Annotated in this window: 15 protein-coding genes and 1 pseudogene; 6 read left to right on the top strand and 10 right to left on the bottom strand. The window is 63.9% G+C overall.

Translation table 11 applies throughout. The features are described 5' to 3' along the window. Positions 1–98 precede the first annotated feature (98 nt). Positions 99–605, bottom strand: coding sequence for a ferritin-like domain-containing protein (locus tag X760_RS52825; RefSeq protein ID WP_023718852.1), 507 nt, complete (start codon positions 603–605; stop codon positions 99–101). A gap of 407 nt (positions 606–1,012) precedes the next feature. Between X760_RS52825 and X760_RS74650 the strand changes: the two genes are divergently transcribed. The 4 genes from X760_RS74650 (at position 1,013) to X760_RS73665 (ending at position 3,582) form a co-directional block, all read left to right on the top strand. Beyond that, a complete protein-coding gene (locus tag X760_RS74650; RefSeq protein ID WP_023718851.1) occupies positions 1,013–1,159 on the top strand; it encodes a hypothetical protein in 147 nt (48 codons plus the stop codon). 251 nt (positions 1,160–1,410) lie between these two features. Next, positions 1,411–1,806: a DCC1-like thiol-disulfide oxidoreductase family protein gene (locus tag X760_RS52820; protein WP_245278581.1), complete on the top strand. Its 396-nt coding sequence runs from the start codon at positions 1,411–1,413 to the stop codon at positions 1,804–1,806. Positions 1,807–1,856: 50 nt separating this feature from the next. Then, a complete protein-coding gene (locus tag X760_RS73670; RefSeq protein ID WP_051409659.1) occupies positions 1,857–2,846 on the top strand; it encodes a saccharopine dehydrogenase NADP-binding domain-containing protein in 990 nt (329 codons plus the stop codon). After that, positions 2,836–3,582 (top strand): DUF4166 domain-containing protein, encoded by a 747-nt coding sequence (locus tag X760_RS73665; protein ID WP_198030480.1) that lies wholly within the window; start codon positions 2,836–2,838, stop codon positions 3,580–3,582. Before X760_RS73670 ends, X760_RS73665 begins: the two co-directional genes overlap by 11 nt. On the opposite strand, the gene X760_RS74645 is transcribed toward X760_RS73665, so the two are convergent. The 3 genes from X760_RS74645 to X760_RS52800 all read right to left on the bottom strand — a co-directional run bounded on the left by X760_RS74645 (position 3,495) and on the right by X760_RS52800 (position 7,096). Then, a complete protein-coding gene (locus X760_RS74645; RefSeq protein ID WP_023718849.1) occupies positions 3,495–3,878 on the bottom strand; it encodes a DUF1850 domain-containing protein in 384 nt (127 codons plus the stop codon). The two genes, X760_RS73665 and X760_RS74645, sit on opposite strands and share 88 nt — an antisense overlap. Further along, positions 3,875–5,971, bottom strand: coding sequence for a TRAP transporter permease (locus X760_RS52805; protein WP_023718848.1), 2,097 nt, complete (start codon positions 5,969–5,971; stop codon positions 3,875–3,877). The genes X760_RS74645 and X760_RS52805 overlap by 4 nt, the downstream gene beginning before the upstream one ends. A gap of 159 nt (positions 5,972–6,130) precedes the next feature. Beyond that, entirely contained in the window at positions 6,131–7,096 is a 966-nt protein-coding gene (locus tag X760_RS52800; RefSeq protein WP_023718847.1) for a TAXI family TRAP transporter solute-binding subunit, read from the bottom strand. A gap of 259 nt (positions 7,097–7,355) precedes the next feature. Between X760_RS52800 and X760_RS52795 the strand changes: the two genes are divergently transcribed. Together X760_RS52795 and X760_RS52790 are read left to right on the top strand one after the other, a co-directional pair. Continuing rightward, positions 7,356–7,709 (top strand): YciI family protein, encoded by a 354-nt coding sequence (locus X760_RS52795; protein WP_023718846.1) that lies wholly within the window; start codon positions 7,356–7,358, stop codon positions 7,707–7,709. Then, positions 7,709–8,975: pseudogene (locus X760_RS52790) on the top strand (RNA polymerase sigma factor). The gene X760_RS52795 and the pseudogene X760_RS52790 overlap by 1 nt, the downstream one beginning before the upstream one ends. A 15-nt stretch (positions 8,976–8,990) precedes the next feature. On the opposite strand, the gene X760_RS52785 reads toward X760_RS52790, so the two are convergent. The 6 genes from X760_RS52785 to hrcA all read right to left on the bottom strand — a co-directional run bounded on the left by X760_RS52785 (position 8,991) and on the right by hrcA (position 14,447). Next, positions 8,991–9,614, bottom strand: a complete 624-nt coding sequence (locus X760_RS52785) for a glutathione S-transferase family protein (protein WP_023718845.1) — start codon at positions 9,612–9,614, stop codon at positions 8,991–8,993. A gap of 181 nt (positions 9,615–9,795) precedes the next feature. Next, positions 9,796–10,776, bottom strand: a complete 981-nt coding sequence (gene cysK / locus X760_RS52780) for a cysteine synthase A (protein WP_023718844.1) — start codon at positions 10,774–10,776, stop codon at positions 9,796–9,798. Positions 10,777–10,941: 165 nt separating this feature from the next. Further along, a complete protein-coding gene (locus tag X760_RS52775) occupies positions 10,942–11,559 on the bottom strand; it encodes a LysE family translocator (protein WP_023718843.1) in 618 nt (205 codons plus the stop codon). 87 nt (positions 11,560–11,646) lie between these two features. Next, positions 11,647–13,002, bottom strand: coding sequence for a sorbosone dehydrogenase family protein (locus tag X760_RS52770; protein ID WP_023718842.1), 1,356 nt, complete (start codon positions 13,000–13,002; stop codon positions 11,647–11,649). Positions 13,003–13,103: 101 nt separating this feature from the next. Further along, positions 13,104–13,301, bottom strand: coding sequence for a hypothetical protein (locus X760_RS52765; RefSeq protein ID WP_023718841.1), 198 nt, complete (start codon positions 13,299–13,301; stop codon positions 13,104–13,106). 33 nt (positions 13,302–13,334) lie between these two features. Continuing rightward, positions 13,335–14,447: a heat-inducible transcriptional repressor HrcA gene (gene hrcA, locus X760_RS52760; RefSeq protein WP_023718840.1), complete on the bottom strand. Its 1,113-nt coding sequence runs from the start codon at positions 14,445–14,447 to the stop codon at positions 13,335–13,337. Between the last annotated feature and the right edge of the window lie 51 nt (positions 14,448–14,498).

The raw sequence follows: 14,498 nt of genomic DNA, 5'->3' as shown, positions 1-14,498 counted from the left end.
ACCGAGAACGGGCAAAGTCCGTTCCGGTTCCGGCGGCGCAAAAGGCAAGTCCGGGCTTTCGGCCCAGCCTTGCCTGAACTCCATTCTCGATCGCGGCCCTACTCGGCGGCTTGCAGGTTGATCTTGCTTTCCGCCATCTCGGTAAGCTTGCGGTCGGTTGCCTGTTCCTCCTTGAGGTTGTTGGCCAACACATTGGCGCAGTCGCTGCGGCCCAGTTGCTTGGCCCAGGCAATCAAGGTGCCGTAACGGGTCATCTCATAATGCTCGACCGCCTGGGCGGACGCGATCAGTGCAGCGTCGAGGACCTCCTTGTCGGCGATGTCGCCGCTGACCTCATCGGCCTCTTCGAGAATGCCATCGATGGCCGGGCAGTCGACTTCCTTGGCCTTCACGCCGTGCAGCTCGAACACCTGCTCGACACGCTGAATATGACCCTTGGTCTGGGCGAGATGCTTCTCAAAGCCGGCTTTCAACTGCGGATCACTCGCCTTGTCGATCATCTTCGGCAGCGATTTCTCGATCTGTTTCTCGGCGTAATAAATGTCGCGCAGCGTGTGCACGAAGAGATCGTCGAGTGTTTTGATGTCCTTCGAAAAGAAGCCCATGGCCTTTGCCTTTCCATTGCTCTTGCTGTTTCGGATTTTTGGCTGCGGCTCCAGCCGGAAGCTGCAGCCCGCGCAGCCGGTTCGTCCCGGCACTGGGAAATCAACGTGCGGCTGACGGGCGGGTTCCTGGTTTTTCGACCACGTGCACGGAAATTTCGCCGTGGCAGCAAAAGTGAAACAAACGCGCGCCTCGGCGACATTCAGGCGAAACATATGTGATGCAAAAGTCACACTGGGCGAAATGCCGACGGACAGCACGGAAACACCGCGAATCAGCCGCATTGCAGCCATGAACAAAGGCATTTTCGACCAGAGATTAACATCGCGTTCACCGACTATTCACGCCTGGACGCTATGATCCCCGCAATTCGGAAGGGACATCCGAAACGGGACAGGGACCGAGTAAAATGAGCTTCTGGAATCAAATCGCCGGCTATGCCGCCGCCATTCGCGAATTCGTCGCGCCGACCTATCGGCCCGAGCGCTATTACATGCGCGGCCCAGGCCCCGCCTGCGCGCGCCGTGGCAACACGCTTGGGATCAGCGTGCACTGATGATGACCAGGGAAAGCCGTCACGACAGCCGTATCTGCCGGCCCGACGCCGACAACCGGTCAACGACCTATCGCGCCGAGCGCCCTGCGCTGACCGACAGACGGCGGGCGACAACGCCAAGCCTCTAACATTCCGGGCTTTGATCCAGCCGCCGGCAGGCTTAGTGTCGCCTGACACCAGCTGCCGGGCGCCACGTGATCGTCAAGCCGAACCATTCTCCTGAGCCGCCAGAATTCGAATCAAGTCGCCCGTTGATCGTATTCGACGGCGTCTGCGTGTTGTGCTCGGGTTTTGTGCGGACGGTGGTAAAGCTCGACCGCAAGGGCCACTTCCATTTCGTAACGGCGCAATCGCCGCTCGGCGAGATGCTGTTCAAGAAATACGGGCTGCAGACGGATCGCTACGAGACCAATCTCGTCATCGTCGATGGCNTCGATGGCGCGGCTTTCACACGCCTGGACAGTTTCGTTGCCGTCATGGCCGAACTCGGCTGGCCATGGCGAGCGGCGCGGATCCTGCTGTTGTTGCCGCGCCCGCTTCGCGACTGGCTCTACGATCGCATCGCAAAGAACCGCTACGCCCTGTTCGGCAAGAAGGACAATTGTGAAATCCCTTCCGCCGAGGTGAGGGCAAGATTGATCGGCTAGGCTCATCGCCGTGGCCGGGAGCGGCGCGGGGCATTTTGGGGGAACTGCGGATGAAGGTTCTTGTCGTCGGCGGTTATGGCACCTTTGGCGGTCGCACCGTCGAGCTTTTGGAGGGCGAGCCCCATCTGATCCTGTTCGTCGCCGGGCGCTCGCTCGCCAAGGCTGACGCGTATTGCAAGAAGCGCGCCCCGACCGCAGCGCAACTAGTGCCGGCACTGTTCGACCGTGACGGCGATCTCGCCGTGCAACTCGCTGCATTTGAGCCTGATATTGTGGTCGACGCGAGCGGTCCGTTCCAGGCCTATGGCGAGGGATGCTATGGCCTGATCGAGGCATGCATCGCCCGGCGCGTCAACTATCTCGATCTTGCCGACGGCTCGGATTTCGTCGCCGGTGTCTCTGCGTTCGACGAGGCGGCGCGAAACGCCGGCGTCTTCGTGCTATCCGGAGTCTCGAGCTTTCCGGTGCTGACGGCGGCGGTTGTGCGCCGCCTGTCTTCGGACCTGACGCGGGTCGACGGAATTCGCGGCGGCATCGCGCCGTCGCCCTTCGCCGGTGTCGGCGGAAACGTCATTCGCGCTATCGCCGGTTACACCGGTCAGCCGGTGCGCCTTGTTCGTAATGGCCGTCCCGAACAAGGCTGTCCGTTTACCGAGCAGCTGCGCTATACTATCGCGCCGCCGGGCCAGCTGCCGCTTCGAAACACGCTGTTCTCGCTGGTCGACGTTCCGGACCTGCGTGCTCTGGCCGAGCTTTGGCCGGAGGCGAGGACCATCTGGATGGGAGCCGGGCCGGTACCCGAGGTGCTGCACCGCGCCCTGATCGGCCTCGCCTGGCTGGTGCGCGCCGGGTTGATCGGTTCGCTTTCGCCGCTGGCGCCGCTGATGCATCAGGCGACGAACCGGCTGCGCTGGGGCGAGCCTCGCGGCGGTATGTTCGTCGAGGTGGAGGGATCACCGCGCGGGCGCCACCGGCAAGCGCTCGTGGCATCTCTTGGCCGAGGGCAACGATGGGCCGCTGATCCCGTCGATGGCGGTTGAAGCGCTGGTCCGCAAAGTGCTGGCCGGACATCAGCCCGCGCCGGGCGCACGGGCGGCGGTGCGCGATTTAGAGCTCCGGGACTATGAGGCCCTGTTCGCCGGGCGGACGATCTACACCGGCTTCAGGAACGGGGCCGCGGACGAGGACAAGCCGCTCTATACCGAGCTGCTCGGTGCCGCCTGGCAAGGCCTTCCCGAGGCAATTCGGTCAATGCATGACCGTACGATCACGGCCGCAGGCCGCGCTAGCGTAGAACGCGGGCACAATGTTCTTGGCCGGCTAATGGCCTGGATGGTCGGCTTCCCCGGAGCAAGCGAGGACATCCCGGTTCATGTCCGCTTCGACACCGACAAGGACGGCGAGACCTGGACGCGGACATTCGGCAAGCACAGTTTTTCGAGCCTACAGTTCGCAGGCCGGGGTCGATCGCAGCGCCTGCTGTGCGAACGCTTCGGCCCGCTGACCTTCGCGATGGCACTGGTTGCCGAGGACGGCCGGCTGGCACTGGTCTTGCGCCGCTGGAGCTTTTTTGGCTTGCCGCTGCCGATCTGGCTCGGTCCACGCTCGACTTCCTACGAAACGGTGGAGGATGGCCGCTTCCGCTTCCATGTCGATATCTCGCATCCGCTTGCCGGCATGATCGCCCGCTACCGTGGCTGGCTAGAGCCTTCCGACCCGCACGGCTCCAGCGAGATCGTGTCGCCTGCCACCTTGCCAAATTCGCGGCAGTCCTGAGCCGTGCACAGCGTCCAGCCTTGACCCGTGGCGCCCGAGGCGGCGAGCACCAGGCGCCGCTGTGGCCCGACCCGGAGCGCATAGACCCACCAGCCGTCGCGCAGCGCCGAGCCTTGCGGCGGCTCCATGCCGGCGCCCGAGCCCTTGATTCGTGCCTCGACGAGTTGCAGGCCGGACGGCAGCACCTTCCAGTCTTCCTGCCACTGGGTCTTCTCCACAGAATGCGTCCAGGAGAGCGTGAAGGCGGCGACCGCGAGCGTCATCGTCTTGCCGGCCGCGACGATGCAGAGGCTCATGCCGAATTGGCCAGTGACGCCTGCCGCGCGCGCCAGCAGTGCCACCCGATCCAGGCAAGAGACAGCGCCCAGCCCGCCTCGTCGGTGAGCGGCAGCGCCGCAACCAGCAGCACGCCAGCGGCGAAGGCGACGAGGCGTTCCCACCAGGCCATGCGCCGGGCGAGAAAGCCGACGGCGGCGGCGCCCCACAGGACGATGCCCATGCAGGCTTTGATGACGATGTAGGCGACCTCGACGGGATAGCCGAACTGGGCGGCGATCGGGCCGGGGTCCTGCAGCATCAGCGCCGGGGTATAGACCGCCATGAACGGCACCACGAAGCCAGCAATGGCAAGCTTGGTGGCCTGGATGCCGATCTTGAGGCCGCTTTCCTTGGCCATGGGTGCGGCGGCGAAGGCGGCCAGCGCCACGGGCGGGGTGAGATCAGCCATGATGCCGAAATAGAAGACGAACATATGGCTGACCACCAGCGGCACGCCGAGCGACAGAAGCGCCGGCCCGGCTAGCGACGAGGTGATGATGTAATTGGGAATGGTCGGGATGCCCATGCCGAGCACCAGGCAGGTGAGCATGGTCAAAAGCAGCGACAGGAACAGATTGTTCTCGCCGATCGAGATGATCCAGCCGATGAAGGTCGAGGCGATGCCGGTGAGCGTCAGCGTGCCGATGACGATGCCGACGATGGCGCAGGCAATGCCGACCGGCAGCGCGTTCTTTGCTCCCTCGGCAAGGGAATCGACGCATATGCGCAGTGTCTCGCGCCCGCCCTTGAAGGTGAGGCAGGCGACGACCAGCACGGCGATGACCAGGCTGAGGATGTTGACGCCGAACTTCATGAAGGAAGCGGCGGCAAGCCCGAGCGCCAGCCAGAAGACGACGCGGAAGGCGAGCGGCCCGATCGATGCCGCCAGCGGCGTGCCGAGGATAAGCACAATGGTCAACGCCAGGCCCATGGTGCCGGCGAAGACCGGTGTGTAGCCGGCAAACAGCAGATAGATCAGTGCTGCGAGCGGCAGTACCAGCGGCCAGTGTTGTCTCACCGCATCCCACGGATTGGGCAGGTCGGCCTTGGCCATGCCGTGCAGGCCGGCCTTGCCGGCCTCCAAATGCACCTGCCAGAAACAGGCGCCAAAATAGAGCAGCGCCGGAATGATCGCCGCCTTGACCACCGCGGCATAGGGAATGTTCAGCGTCTCGGCCATGATGAAGGCAACCGCACCCATCACCGGAGGCATGATCTGGCCGCCCATCGACGAGGTCGCCTCGACGGCTCCGGCGAAGGCCGAGCGGAAGCCGAAGCGCTTCATCAGCGGGATGGTGAACTGGCCGCTGGCCACCACGTTGGCGACGCCGGAGCCGGAAATGGTGCCCATCAGCGCCGAGGACAGCACGCAGACCTGCGCCGGGCCGCCGCGCCATGAGCCGACCAGGCCAAGTGCAAAATCGTTGAACAGCGCGATCATGCCGGCGCGTTCGAGAAAGGCGGCGAAGACGACGAAGATGAAGATGTAGGCGGCCGAGACATAGATCGGCGTGCCGTAGATGCCTTCGGTGCCATAGGCGAAGGTGTCGACGAGCTGGGCGAAATCATAGCCGCGATGGATGAAAGGCGGTGGCAGATGATTGCCGGCAAATGCGTAGGCGAGAAAGATGAACGCAATAACGGCAAGCGGCAGTCCCATCAACCGCCGCGCCGCCTCGAAGACCAGCACGACCAGCACCGCGCCGACGATCAGGTCAGGCGTGGTGAGGAAGCCAGAGCGGCGGATCAGGTCGGCATAGAATACCCAGTTGTACAGACCGGTGGCGAAGCCGAGCACGCCGAGAGTCCAGAAGACTGCTTTCGCCGGGACGCTTTTGGCACGCAGATTGGCGATCAGGGCAAAGCCGAGCAGCAGCAGGAAGCCGACATGCATGGCGCGCACGACCTGGCTCGGCAGGCTGCCGTAGGCGGCGATGTAGATCTGGAAGATGGAGAAGGCGACGGCGATAAAAAAAGCCGCCTTGCCGGCGATGCCTTCGCCGAAGCCCGGTGGCAGGCCTTCGACAGGGATTTCGGCTGTGGTGGAAAGAACGGTCGGGGTTTCGGTCATTGGCGGGGTTCCTGGGGGGCGTCCCTCTCCCTTGAGGGGAGGGTGGACAGCCGCCGAAGGCGGATGGACGGGTGGGGTAACCTCAACTGCCTCGACCTTTGCCTGAACGATGGAGCGCGTCGCCGAGGACCCCTCCCGGCCCTGCGGGCCACGCTCCCCTCAAGGGGGAGGGATGGCGCCCTTTTCCTTGTAATACCTCTCGGCGCCTGGATGCAGCGGCACCGGCATGCCGTCGAGCGCCTTGGCCGGGTCGATCGCCTTGGCGGCGGCATGGGCAGCGGTGAGCTGGTCGAGATGCTCGAACAGCAGCTTGGTCATCTGGTAGGCGGTCTCGTCGGAGACATCGGCGCTGGTGATCAGGAAATTACCGACGGCGGCGGTCGCGACATCATCGGTCTGGCCCTCATAGGTGCCTTTCGGGATGACCACGGAAAGATAGGGCGAGCCGATCTTGGCGACGTCCTCCGCCGGCACGGCAACGATGTTGACCGGGACCGAGGTGGCGAGGTCGCGGATCGAGGCAACGCCCAGGCCAGCCGATTGCAGCGTGGCGTCGAGCTGGCGGTTCTTGATCAGCTCCACCGATTCGGCGAAGGGCAGATATTCGATCCGCCCGAGGTCTTCGTATTTCAGCCCGGCAGCGGCGAAGATCGTGCGGGCGTTGAGCTCGGTGCCCGAGGCCGGCGCGCCGACCGACAGGCTCTTGCCCTTGAGGTCGGCGAGCGTCTTGATGCCGGACTCCTTGCTGGCGACGATCTGGATGTAGTTGGGATAGATGGCGGCAATGCCGCGCAGCTTGTCGAGCTTGCCTGGGAAGCCGGCTTCGGTATTGCCCTCGGCGGCCAGCTTGACGGAATCGCCAAGCGCGAAAGCGATCTCGCCCTTGCCCTGCTGCAAGAGATTGAGGTTTTCGACCGACGCTTTCGTCGCCTGCACCTGGGTGCGCGCGCCTTCTATGCCCTTGCTATAGATCTCCGATAGCGCGACGCCGAGCGGATAGTAGACGCCCGACGTGCCGCCGGTCAGCACGTTGATGAATTCCTGTGCCTTGACCGATACCGCGCCAAGGCCAAGCGACAGCGCCAGCGCGCCGGCTGCAACAAATTTCGTCCTGAAATTGAGCATGCGATTTCCTCCCTGAAAAACTCGCCGCCGTGCCCTCCTCTGCGGCACGAAGCGAAGCGAGTTTAGACAGCGGGCGGGAAATGCCAACCCGCAATAGCAGCGATTAGACGAACGGCTAAGCAATGCCGCAACAGGTTGGCGCTTGCGCGAGGTCGCGTCGCGGCAGAAAGATTTTTCCAGCACCTGTCGAAATCCGGCAGGGCCGCGCGACATAAGTCCGGCTCGCAACGATGCGGCCTTCGAGAAACGGGAGAAGACCATGCGATATATGCTTTTGATCTACGGAAACGAAGCGGGGATGGCAGCGGCGCCGGCAGATGCGGTGACACAGATGTCGAGCGCGTACGTCGCCTACACCGAAGCGTTGAAGAAATCCGGCGCCTGGCTCGCCGGCGACCGGCTGAAGCCGACGCAATCCGCTACCTCGGTGCGGATGGCCAATGGCAAGACCAACGTGCTCGACGGCCCCTATGCCGACACCAAGGAGCAGCTTGCCGGTTTCTATATGATCGAAGCGGAGGACGTCGACGCGGCTATTGCCTGGGCGGCGCGCTGCCCGGGCGCCAGCACCGGCACGGTAGAGGTGCGGCCGATCTGGGAACTCACCATGTGATGCCTGAACTGCCCGACACCGCACGGGCGGCGGCGGAAGCGGCCGCCCGGCAAAGCTACGGCAAGCTGGTCGCCTATCTCGCCGCACGCACGCGCGACGTGGCCGCTGCCGAGGACGCCTTGGCCGATGCCTTTGCAGCGGCGCTCGAGCGTTGGCCACAGGCGGGCGTGCCCAACAAGCCGGAAGCCTGGCTGCTGGCGGTGGCGCGCCGGCGCCGCGTCGACGCGCTCAGACGGCGGCTGACAAGCGAGGCGGGNCGAGGCGGGCCGCGACCACCTCAGGCTGATCGCGGAGGAGATGGAGGCACGCATGGCCGACGAAGACCTGCCGGACGAGCGGCTCAGGCTGATGTTTGCTTGCGCTCATCCGGCGATCGAGGCCGGTACCCGCGCGCCGATGATCCTGCAGACGGTTCTGGGCTTCGACGCAGCGACCATCGCCTCGGCCTTTCTTGTCTCGCCGGCCACGATGAGCCAGCGCCTGGTGCGCGCCAAGGCCCGCATCCGCGAGACCGGCATTCCGTTCCGCGTGCCGGAGCGGGCCGAACTCGGCGAGCGGCTGGGCACCGTTCTGGAAGCGATCTACGCGGCGTTTGCCGAAGGCTGGTCCGACCCCGCCGGCACCGAAGCGCAACGGCGCAATCTCGCGACCGAAGGCATCTGGCTCGGCCGGCTGGTCGCCTCGCTGATGCCGGATGAGCCGGAAGCACTCGGCCTGCTGGCGCTGATGCTGTTCGCCGAAGCGCGGCGCGCAGCGCGGCGCAATGCGGCAGGCGACTATGTGCCGCTAGCGGAGCAGGATCTTGCACTGTGGGACGATACAATGATCGACGAAGCGGAGATGCTGCTCGGGCGCGCCGCTGCCAAGGGCGTGGTCGGCCGCTACCAGCTCGAGGCCGCCGTGCAGTCAGCCCATGCGACAAGGCGGCTGACCGGCGGCACCGACTGGGTCGCGATCAAGGAGCTCTACGACGCGCTGTCGGTGATTGCCGGCTCGCCGGTGGTGTCGATCAACCGTGCGGTGGCGATTGCCGAGGCCGAAGGTGCTTCGGCAGGATTGGGCGCCCTTGATCAACTCAGCGGCGACAAGCGGCTGTATGACTATCAACCTTACTGGGCCGCCCGAGCGGGCCTGCTGGCAAGACTCGGCAGAGTTCCGCAAGCGAGCGAGGCCTATGACCGGGCTATCGGCCTCGAACGCGATCCGGCCGTGCGCCGGTTCCTGCAGGAACGACGGGCAGGTCTCGACCGCGCGGAAAGACACTGAGACAAGGCGGAGTGCTTAGGCCGGCCACATGTCGTGGGAAGCATTCAGCCTCTTTATCACCCGATGTTCCCGCAAATTGGCCCACAGGCGTTCGATGTTCGGCCAAGCGGTTGGAATCTTCGCGACCTCGGGATGCCAAGCCACCAACATGACGAGATAGATGTCGGCCAGCGAGAGCCGGTCGCCGACCAGCCAGTCGCGGCCTTCGAGGGCGGCATCGAGAATGGCGAAGCCGCGATCCATTTCCGAGACCGCCGCCTGTTTGACGGCTTCCACGCCGCCGGGATCTGTCGTGTAGCGATGAGCGTAGAAGAACCGCAGGTCAGCCGAATAGATGACGGAGGACATGAAAAACATCCAGCGCAGGAAGTCGGCACGGTCAGGTGTGTTCGCTGCCGGCGCTAGAGCTGCTTCCGGATAGCGTTCGGCGAGCAGGATGCAGATTGCCGCCGACTCGGTCATCGAATGCCCGTCCGGCAAGACCAGGACCGGGACCTGGTTCAAGGGATTGATGTCGAGGAAGGCTTGGTTGGGTCGGCCTTTTGGAACATCGATCTGGTCGAAAGGCACTCCCGCTAAAGCAAGCGCCGCCTCGACGACAAAGCCGCCGGTATTGGCACGCGTATAGAGCTTGTACATGAAGTCCTCCACCTGCCGGTGCAGCGACGATTTGATATGGAAGTGACTCGCCGCTCAAGCGAACGACGCCCGCCACAGGTGGTTTTTCAGCAGTCCACGCCGAAGCGTCGAAACAGAACTTTTTATGCCGGAGGGGCAGCGCGAAGGATCGCTAGAACCGGCCAAAACTCCTGTCCAGACTCTAAGCACCCAATCCCTCGAATAGGATCGTGGAGAGATAGCGCTCGGCGAAGGAGGGGATGACGACGACGAGGTTCTTGCCCTTGTTCTCCGGCCGCGAGCCGACGACGATCGCCGCCTGCAGGGCGGCACCCGACGAGATGCCGACCGGTACACCTTCGAGACGGGCGACGAGCCGTGCATTGGCGACCGAATCCTCGTTCGAGACCTTGACGATCTCGTCGTAGATCGTCGTGTCGAGGATTTTTGGTGCGAAGCCGGCGCCAATGCCCTGGATCTTGTGCGGGCCGGGTTGGCCGCCGGACAGTACCGGCGAGGCCTCCGGCTCGACGGCGACGACATGCACCGAGGGCTTGCGCTTCTTCAGCACCTGGCCGACGCCGGTGATGGTGCCGCCGGTTCCAATGCCGGCAACGAAGATATCGACTTCGCCATGGGTGTCGTTCCAGATTTCCTCGGCTGTGGTGCGGCGATGGATTTCCGGATTGGCCGGGTTCTCGAATTGTTGCGGAATGACGGCATCGGGCAGCGTCGCGGCCAGCTCGTCGGCCTTGGCGATGGCGCCCTTCATGCCTTTCGGCCCTTCGGTCAGCACCAGCTCGGCGCCGAGCAGCGCCAGCATTTTGCGGCGCTCGACCGACATGGTTTCCGGCATCGTCAGGATCAGCTTGTAGCCTTTGGCGGCGGCGGCAAAGGCGAGCGCGATGCCGGTATTGCCCGAGGTCGGCTCGATAAGCGTGGTCTTGCCGGGCGTAATCCTCCCAGAAGCCTCCAGTGCCTCGATCATCGACACGCCGATGCGGTCCTTGACCGAAGCGATCGGGTTGAAGAATTCGAGCTTGGCCAGCAGATTGGCGACGACACCCTTCTCCCTGGCGAATTTGTCGAGCCGCACCAACGGCGTGTCGCCGATCGTCTCGGTGATCGAATTATAGATGCGGCCGCGGCCGGGCACGTGTGTGGGGGTGGCGGGTTTGTTCATTGATTTTCCTCCCAGAGGTCAAGCGGCAAGAGTCGGGCGGGCATAAGATAGAGCCATCCGCCGCGCAAGATAGGCTGTCGATCGAAAATATCCGAGTGAAGTTCGTGCCGAATGCCCTCGCCTTGGAAAGGCGTGACAATTCCTGGCCGGCTTGGCGAAAGAGGTCTATTGGCGGGCGGCGATAGCTGCCGCCGCCCCGATCATGAAACCGGCGGCGGTGCGGTTGAGTGCCCTCAGCGCCCGCGGCGACTTCAGGAACCAGCGCGCTTTGGCCGCGAGCGCCAGATAAGGCACCAGCACCACAAGCAGGACGACGATCGTGAGCGCAACTAGGATGCCGTAATCGGCCAGCGTGATCGTCTTCAGATCGACGATGGTCGGGGTGATGGCTAGATAGAAGATCATCGTCTTCGGATTGCCGAGCGTGACGGCGAGACCGGCTACAAAGCTGGATGCCAAGCCGCCCTTGCCTTTCTTCGCCTCCACCGTCTCGGGCGTGATGCCGTTCGTCCAGAAACGCCAGCCAAGAAAAGCGAGGTAGGCGACGCCCAGCCATTTGATGATCAGAAAGATCATGCCAAAGGTCTGTGCGACGAAAGCGAGGCCGAGCACCACGGCCGTGAGATACGTCAGGTCGCCGAGCATCAGCCCGAAGGACATGGCCAGCGACGAGCGGAAGCCGGAACCCAGCGCACGCGCAACGAGTGCGGTGACGCCGGGGCCGGGGATGGCTGCGGCGATGCCGAGGGCAGCACTATAGGCGAGGAACCCGGTGAGCGTCATGATTCGCTCTTGTCGCACAATGTGGAAGTTGGGTGAATTCCCTCGGCCCGGATTCGATTGCGCCAGCGCAGCAGGCGACACCGCCGTTCAAGAGCGGCCGTCTTCGTAGGTAACGCGCCAGATGGTGCCGTTGCCGTCCTCGGTGACGATCAGCGAGCCGTCCTTGGCCATCGCGACACCGACCGGGCGGCCCCAGACGGCGTCGTTCGAGATAACGAAGCCGGTCATGAAGTCCTCATATTCGCCGGTCGGCTTGCCATCCCTGAATTTGAGCCTCACCACCTTGTAGCCGGTCCTGGCGCCACGATTCCACGAACCATGCATGGTGACGAAGGCGTCACCCTGATAATCCGCCGGGAAGTTGTTGCCGTCGTAGAAGGCTATATTCATCGGCGCCGAATGCGCCTGCATCAGTACGTCCGGGACAGTGGCCTTGCCGGCTAGGTCGGGCCGCTCGCCCTGATGGCGCGGATCCTCGTGATTGCCGATGTAGTACCAAGGCCAACCATAGAATCCGCCGTCCTTGACTACAGTTGCAAATTCGAACGGCACATTGTCGCCGAGTTCGTCGCGCTCATTGACGACGCACCACAATGCGCCGGTGGCGGGCTGCACGGTCATGCCCGTACAGTTGCGCAGGCCGGTGGCGACAGTTCGGGGATTTTTCCCATCCGGATCGAAGGCGAGCACATCGGCACGGCCGTCCTCGGAGCCCCAGGCCGCCCCGAGCGGCTTTGATTTGGCCCAGGCGTCGAGGCCGCTATCCGGCTCCTTGCCTATGTCCTCGGCGACGTTCGAGGCGGAGCCAACCGACAGATAAAGCGTCTTGCCGTCCGGCGAGAAGGCGATGTCGCGGGTCGTGTGACCGCCCGACGGGATTTTGGCGACAATGGTTTCTGGTTTACCGGATGCCTTCAGGTCACCGTCGCGATAAGGAAAGCGGACGATGCTGTCGCTGTTTGCGACATAGACCCATTGCGGCTTGTCTCCTGGCGGATAGAAGGCGATGCCGTAGGGATAACTGAGCCGCTTGGCGAAGATCGCTTTCTCGATGGGCTTGGCGCTGCCCTCGGCGAGACGATAGACACGTATCTGGTCGGCATGGCTGTTGGCAACGAACAGGTCGCCATTCGGAGCGACGCGCACGACGCGCGGATTGACGATGCCGGATGCGATCAGTTCGGCCGAAAAGCCCGGCGGCAAATCTGGCTTGGCGCTTTCGGGCCGTTCCGCCACGCCGGCGCCGTTCGACGCGGATTGGGCGGGATCGGCTGGCGGCATGTCTTGCGGCCCGATCAGGCGGCGGGTGCCAGGCCTGTCGGCGTGCCAATCGCCAAAAGCGGCTTCGCCTTTGAGCACCTTCTGATCCGCCTGCTGGGCGGCTGCCGGTGTCGCAACAAGGAGAGCAGCGGCAATGGCCGCAAAGCCGCCAGATCGGATCATCAACGTCCTCCGGGATTCGCCTCGAAAAGGGCAAACGGGATGAGGCATTGGTCGTTCCAAGCGGCCGTCCAGCAGACGAGGATTTGAAGCCGAACCCCGATTCACTTGCCGGCGGCGTAGAAATCGTCGTCGAGGCGCTTTTCCAGCGCGACCAGATCGGCCGGCAGCGGCAAGCCCATGGCCCGCATCTCTTGCAGCTTCTCGCGCAACTGCTCTTGCACCTCGTGCTGATCCTCTGGCTGGTTGATCATTTCTTCGAGTAGCAGGCTGATCTGGGCCTTGAACGATTCCAGCGCCATTCTTTTTCTCCTTGCGGCAGGCCGCGGCGGCTCCTAGCGCAGCATGCGCGAAATCAGCTGCGCGGTATAGTCGACCATCGGTACTATGCGCGCATAATTCAGCCGCGTCGGCCCGATGACGCCGAGCGCACCGACGACGCGGGCGTCCTTGTCGCGATAGGGTGCCACCACCAGTGATGAGCCCGACAGAGAAAACAGCTTGTTTTCCGAACCGATGAAGATGCGCACGCCCGGGCCCTCCTCGGCGAGGTCGAGGAGCTGGATCAGTCCGTCCTGGGTTTCGAGATCCTCGAAGAGATGCCGCAGCAATTCGATGTCGGCCTGGGCAGTGACGTTTTCCAGGAGATTGGCGCGGCCGCGCACGATAAGCCGCCCAGGCACCCCGCTTTCGGCGCCTGCCCAGACCGCCAGGCCCTTCTCGACCAGATCCTGTGAAAGCGTATCGAGGGCTGCCCTGGTCTCTTCCTTGATGCGGGCGATCTCGACCCGCGCTTCGGCCAGGGTGCGGCCGCGAATATGGGCGTTGAGGAAATTGGAGGCTTCGTGCAATTGCGAGACGGTGATGCCGGCGGGCAGATCGACGACGCGATTTTCGACGTCGCCGTTCTGCGAGACCAGCACGGCCAACGCCTTGGTCGGCTCGAGCTGGATGAATTCGATGTGCTTCAGCGCCCCCTCGTTCTTGGCGGCGAGCACAAGGCCGGCGCCGCGCGACATGCCGGACAGCATCTGGCTGGCCTCGGTCAGCATATGCTCCAGCGTCGCGCCCGAGCCGGAGGCGCGCACCTGCGCCTCGATGGTGCGGCGCTCCTCGTCGGAGAGGTCACCGAGTTCCATGAACGCATCGACGAAGAAGCGCAGGCCAGCCTGGGTCGGCAGACGGCCGGCCGAAATATGCGGCGCATAGATCAGGCCGAGATGCTCGAGGTCGCTCATCACGTTGCGGATGGTGGCCGGCGATAGCGACGACGGCAGGATGCGCGACAGGCTGCGCGAGCCGACCGGCTCGCCATCCCTCAGATAAGAATCGACGATGCGCCGGAAGATGTCGCGCGAACGCATGTCGAGCGATTGAAGCGCGGGCGATTGCAGCGCGTGCGACGGGAGCACGTGCGATTGCGAACCGGGATCGACTGCCTTGGTCATTTCGAGCCAAAAACCTCCGGCCCGAAGATATAGACTTCCGCGGCGTCGGCG

Origin of the sequence: Mesorhizobium sp. LSHC420B00 (assembly GCF_000503055.1) — a bacterium.
Classification (GTDB): domain Bacteria; phylum Pseudomonadota; class Alphaproteobacteria; order Rhizobiales; family Rhizobiaceae; genus Mesorhizobium.
Note: the sequence above shows the minus strand (reverse complement) of the source record. Positions and strands in the feature narration are given on the sequence as shown.

Bases quoted from the DNA above. Each gene is read 5' to 3' on its own strand.
- X760_RS52795 (WP_023718846.1), top strand. From the start codon at position 7,356: ATGCGATATATGCTTTTGATCTACGGAAACGAAGCGGGGATGGCAGCG.
- X760_RS74650 (WP_023718851.1), top strand. From the start codon at position 1,013: ATGAGCTTCTGGAATCAAATCGCCGGCTATGCCGCCGCCATTCGCGAA.
- X760_RS52770 (WP_023718842.1), bottom strand. From the start codon at position 13,002: ATGATCCGATCTGGCGGCTTTGCGGCCATTGCCGCTGCTCTCCTTGTT.
- X760_RS73670 (WP_051409659.1), top strand. From the start codon at position 1,857: ATGAAGGTTCTTGTCGTCGGCGGTTATGGCACCTTTGGCGGTCGCACC.
- X760_RS52765 (WP_023718841.1), bottom strand. From the start codon at position 13,301: ATGGCGCTGGAATCGTTCAAGGCCCAGATCAGCCTGCTACTCGAAGAA.
- X760_RS74645 (WP_023718849.1), bottom strand. From the start codon at position 3,878: ATGAGCCTCTGCATCGTCGCGGCCGGCAAGACGATGACGCTCGCGGTC.
- cysK (WP_023718844.1), bottom strand. From the start codon at position 10,776: ATGAACAAACCCGCCACCCCCACACACGTGCCCGGCCGCGGCCGCATC.
- X760_RS52775 (WP_023718843.1), bottom strand. From the start codon at position 11,559: ATGACGCTCACCGGGTTCCTCGCCTATAGTGCTGCCCTCGGCATCGCC.
- hrcA (WP_023718840.1), bottom strand. From the start codon at position 14,447: ATGACCAAGGCAGTCGATCCCGGTTCGCAATCGCACGTGCTCCCGTCG.
- X760_RS52785 (WP_023718845.1), bottom strand. From the start codon at position 9,614: ATGTACAAGCTCTATACGCGTGCCAATACCGGCGGCTTTGTCGTCGAG.
- X760_RS52805 (WP_023718848.1), bottom strand. From the start codon at position 5,971: ATGACCGAAACCCCGACCGTTCTTTCCACCACAGCCGAAATCCCTGTC.
- X760_RS52825 (WP_023718852.1), bottom strand. From the start codon at position 605: ATGGGCTTCTTTTCGAAGGACATCAAAACACTCGACGATCTCTTCGTG.
- X760_RS73665 (WP_198030480.1), top strand. From the start codon at position 2,836: ATGGCGGTTGAAGCGCTGGTCCGCAAAGTGCTGGCCGGACATCAGCCC.
- X760_RS52800 (WP_023718847.1), bottom strand. From the start codon at position 7,096: ATGCTCAATTTCAGGACGAAATTTGTTGCAGCCGGCGCGCTGGCGCTG.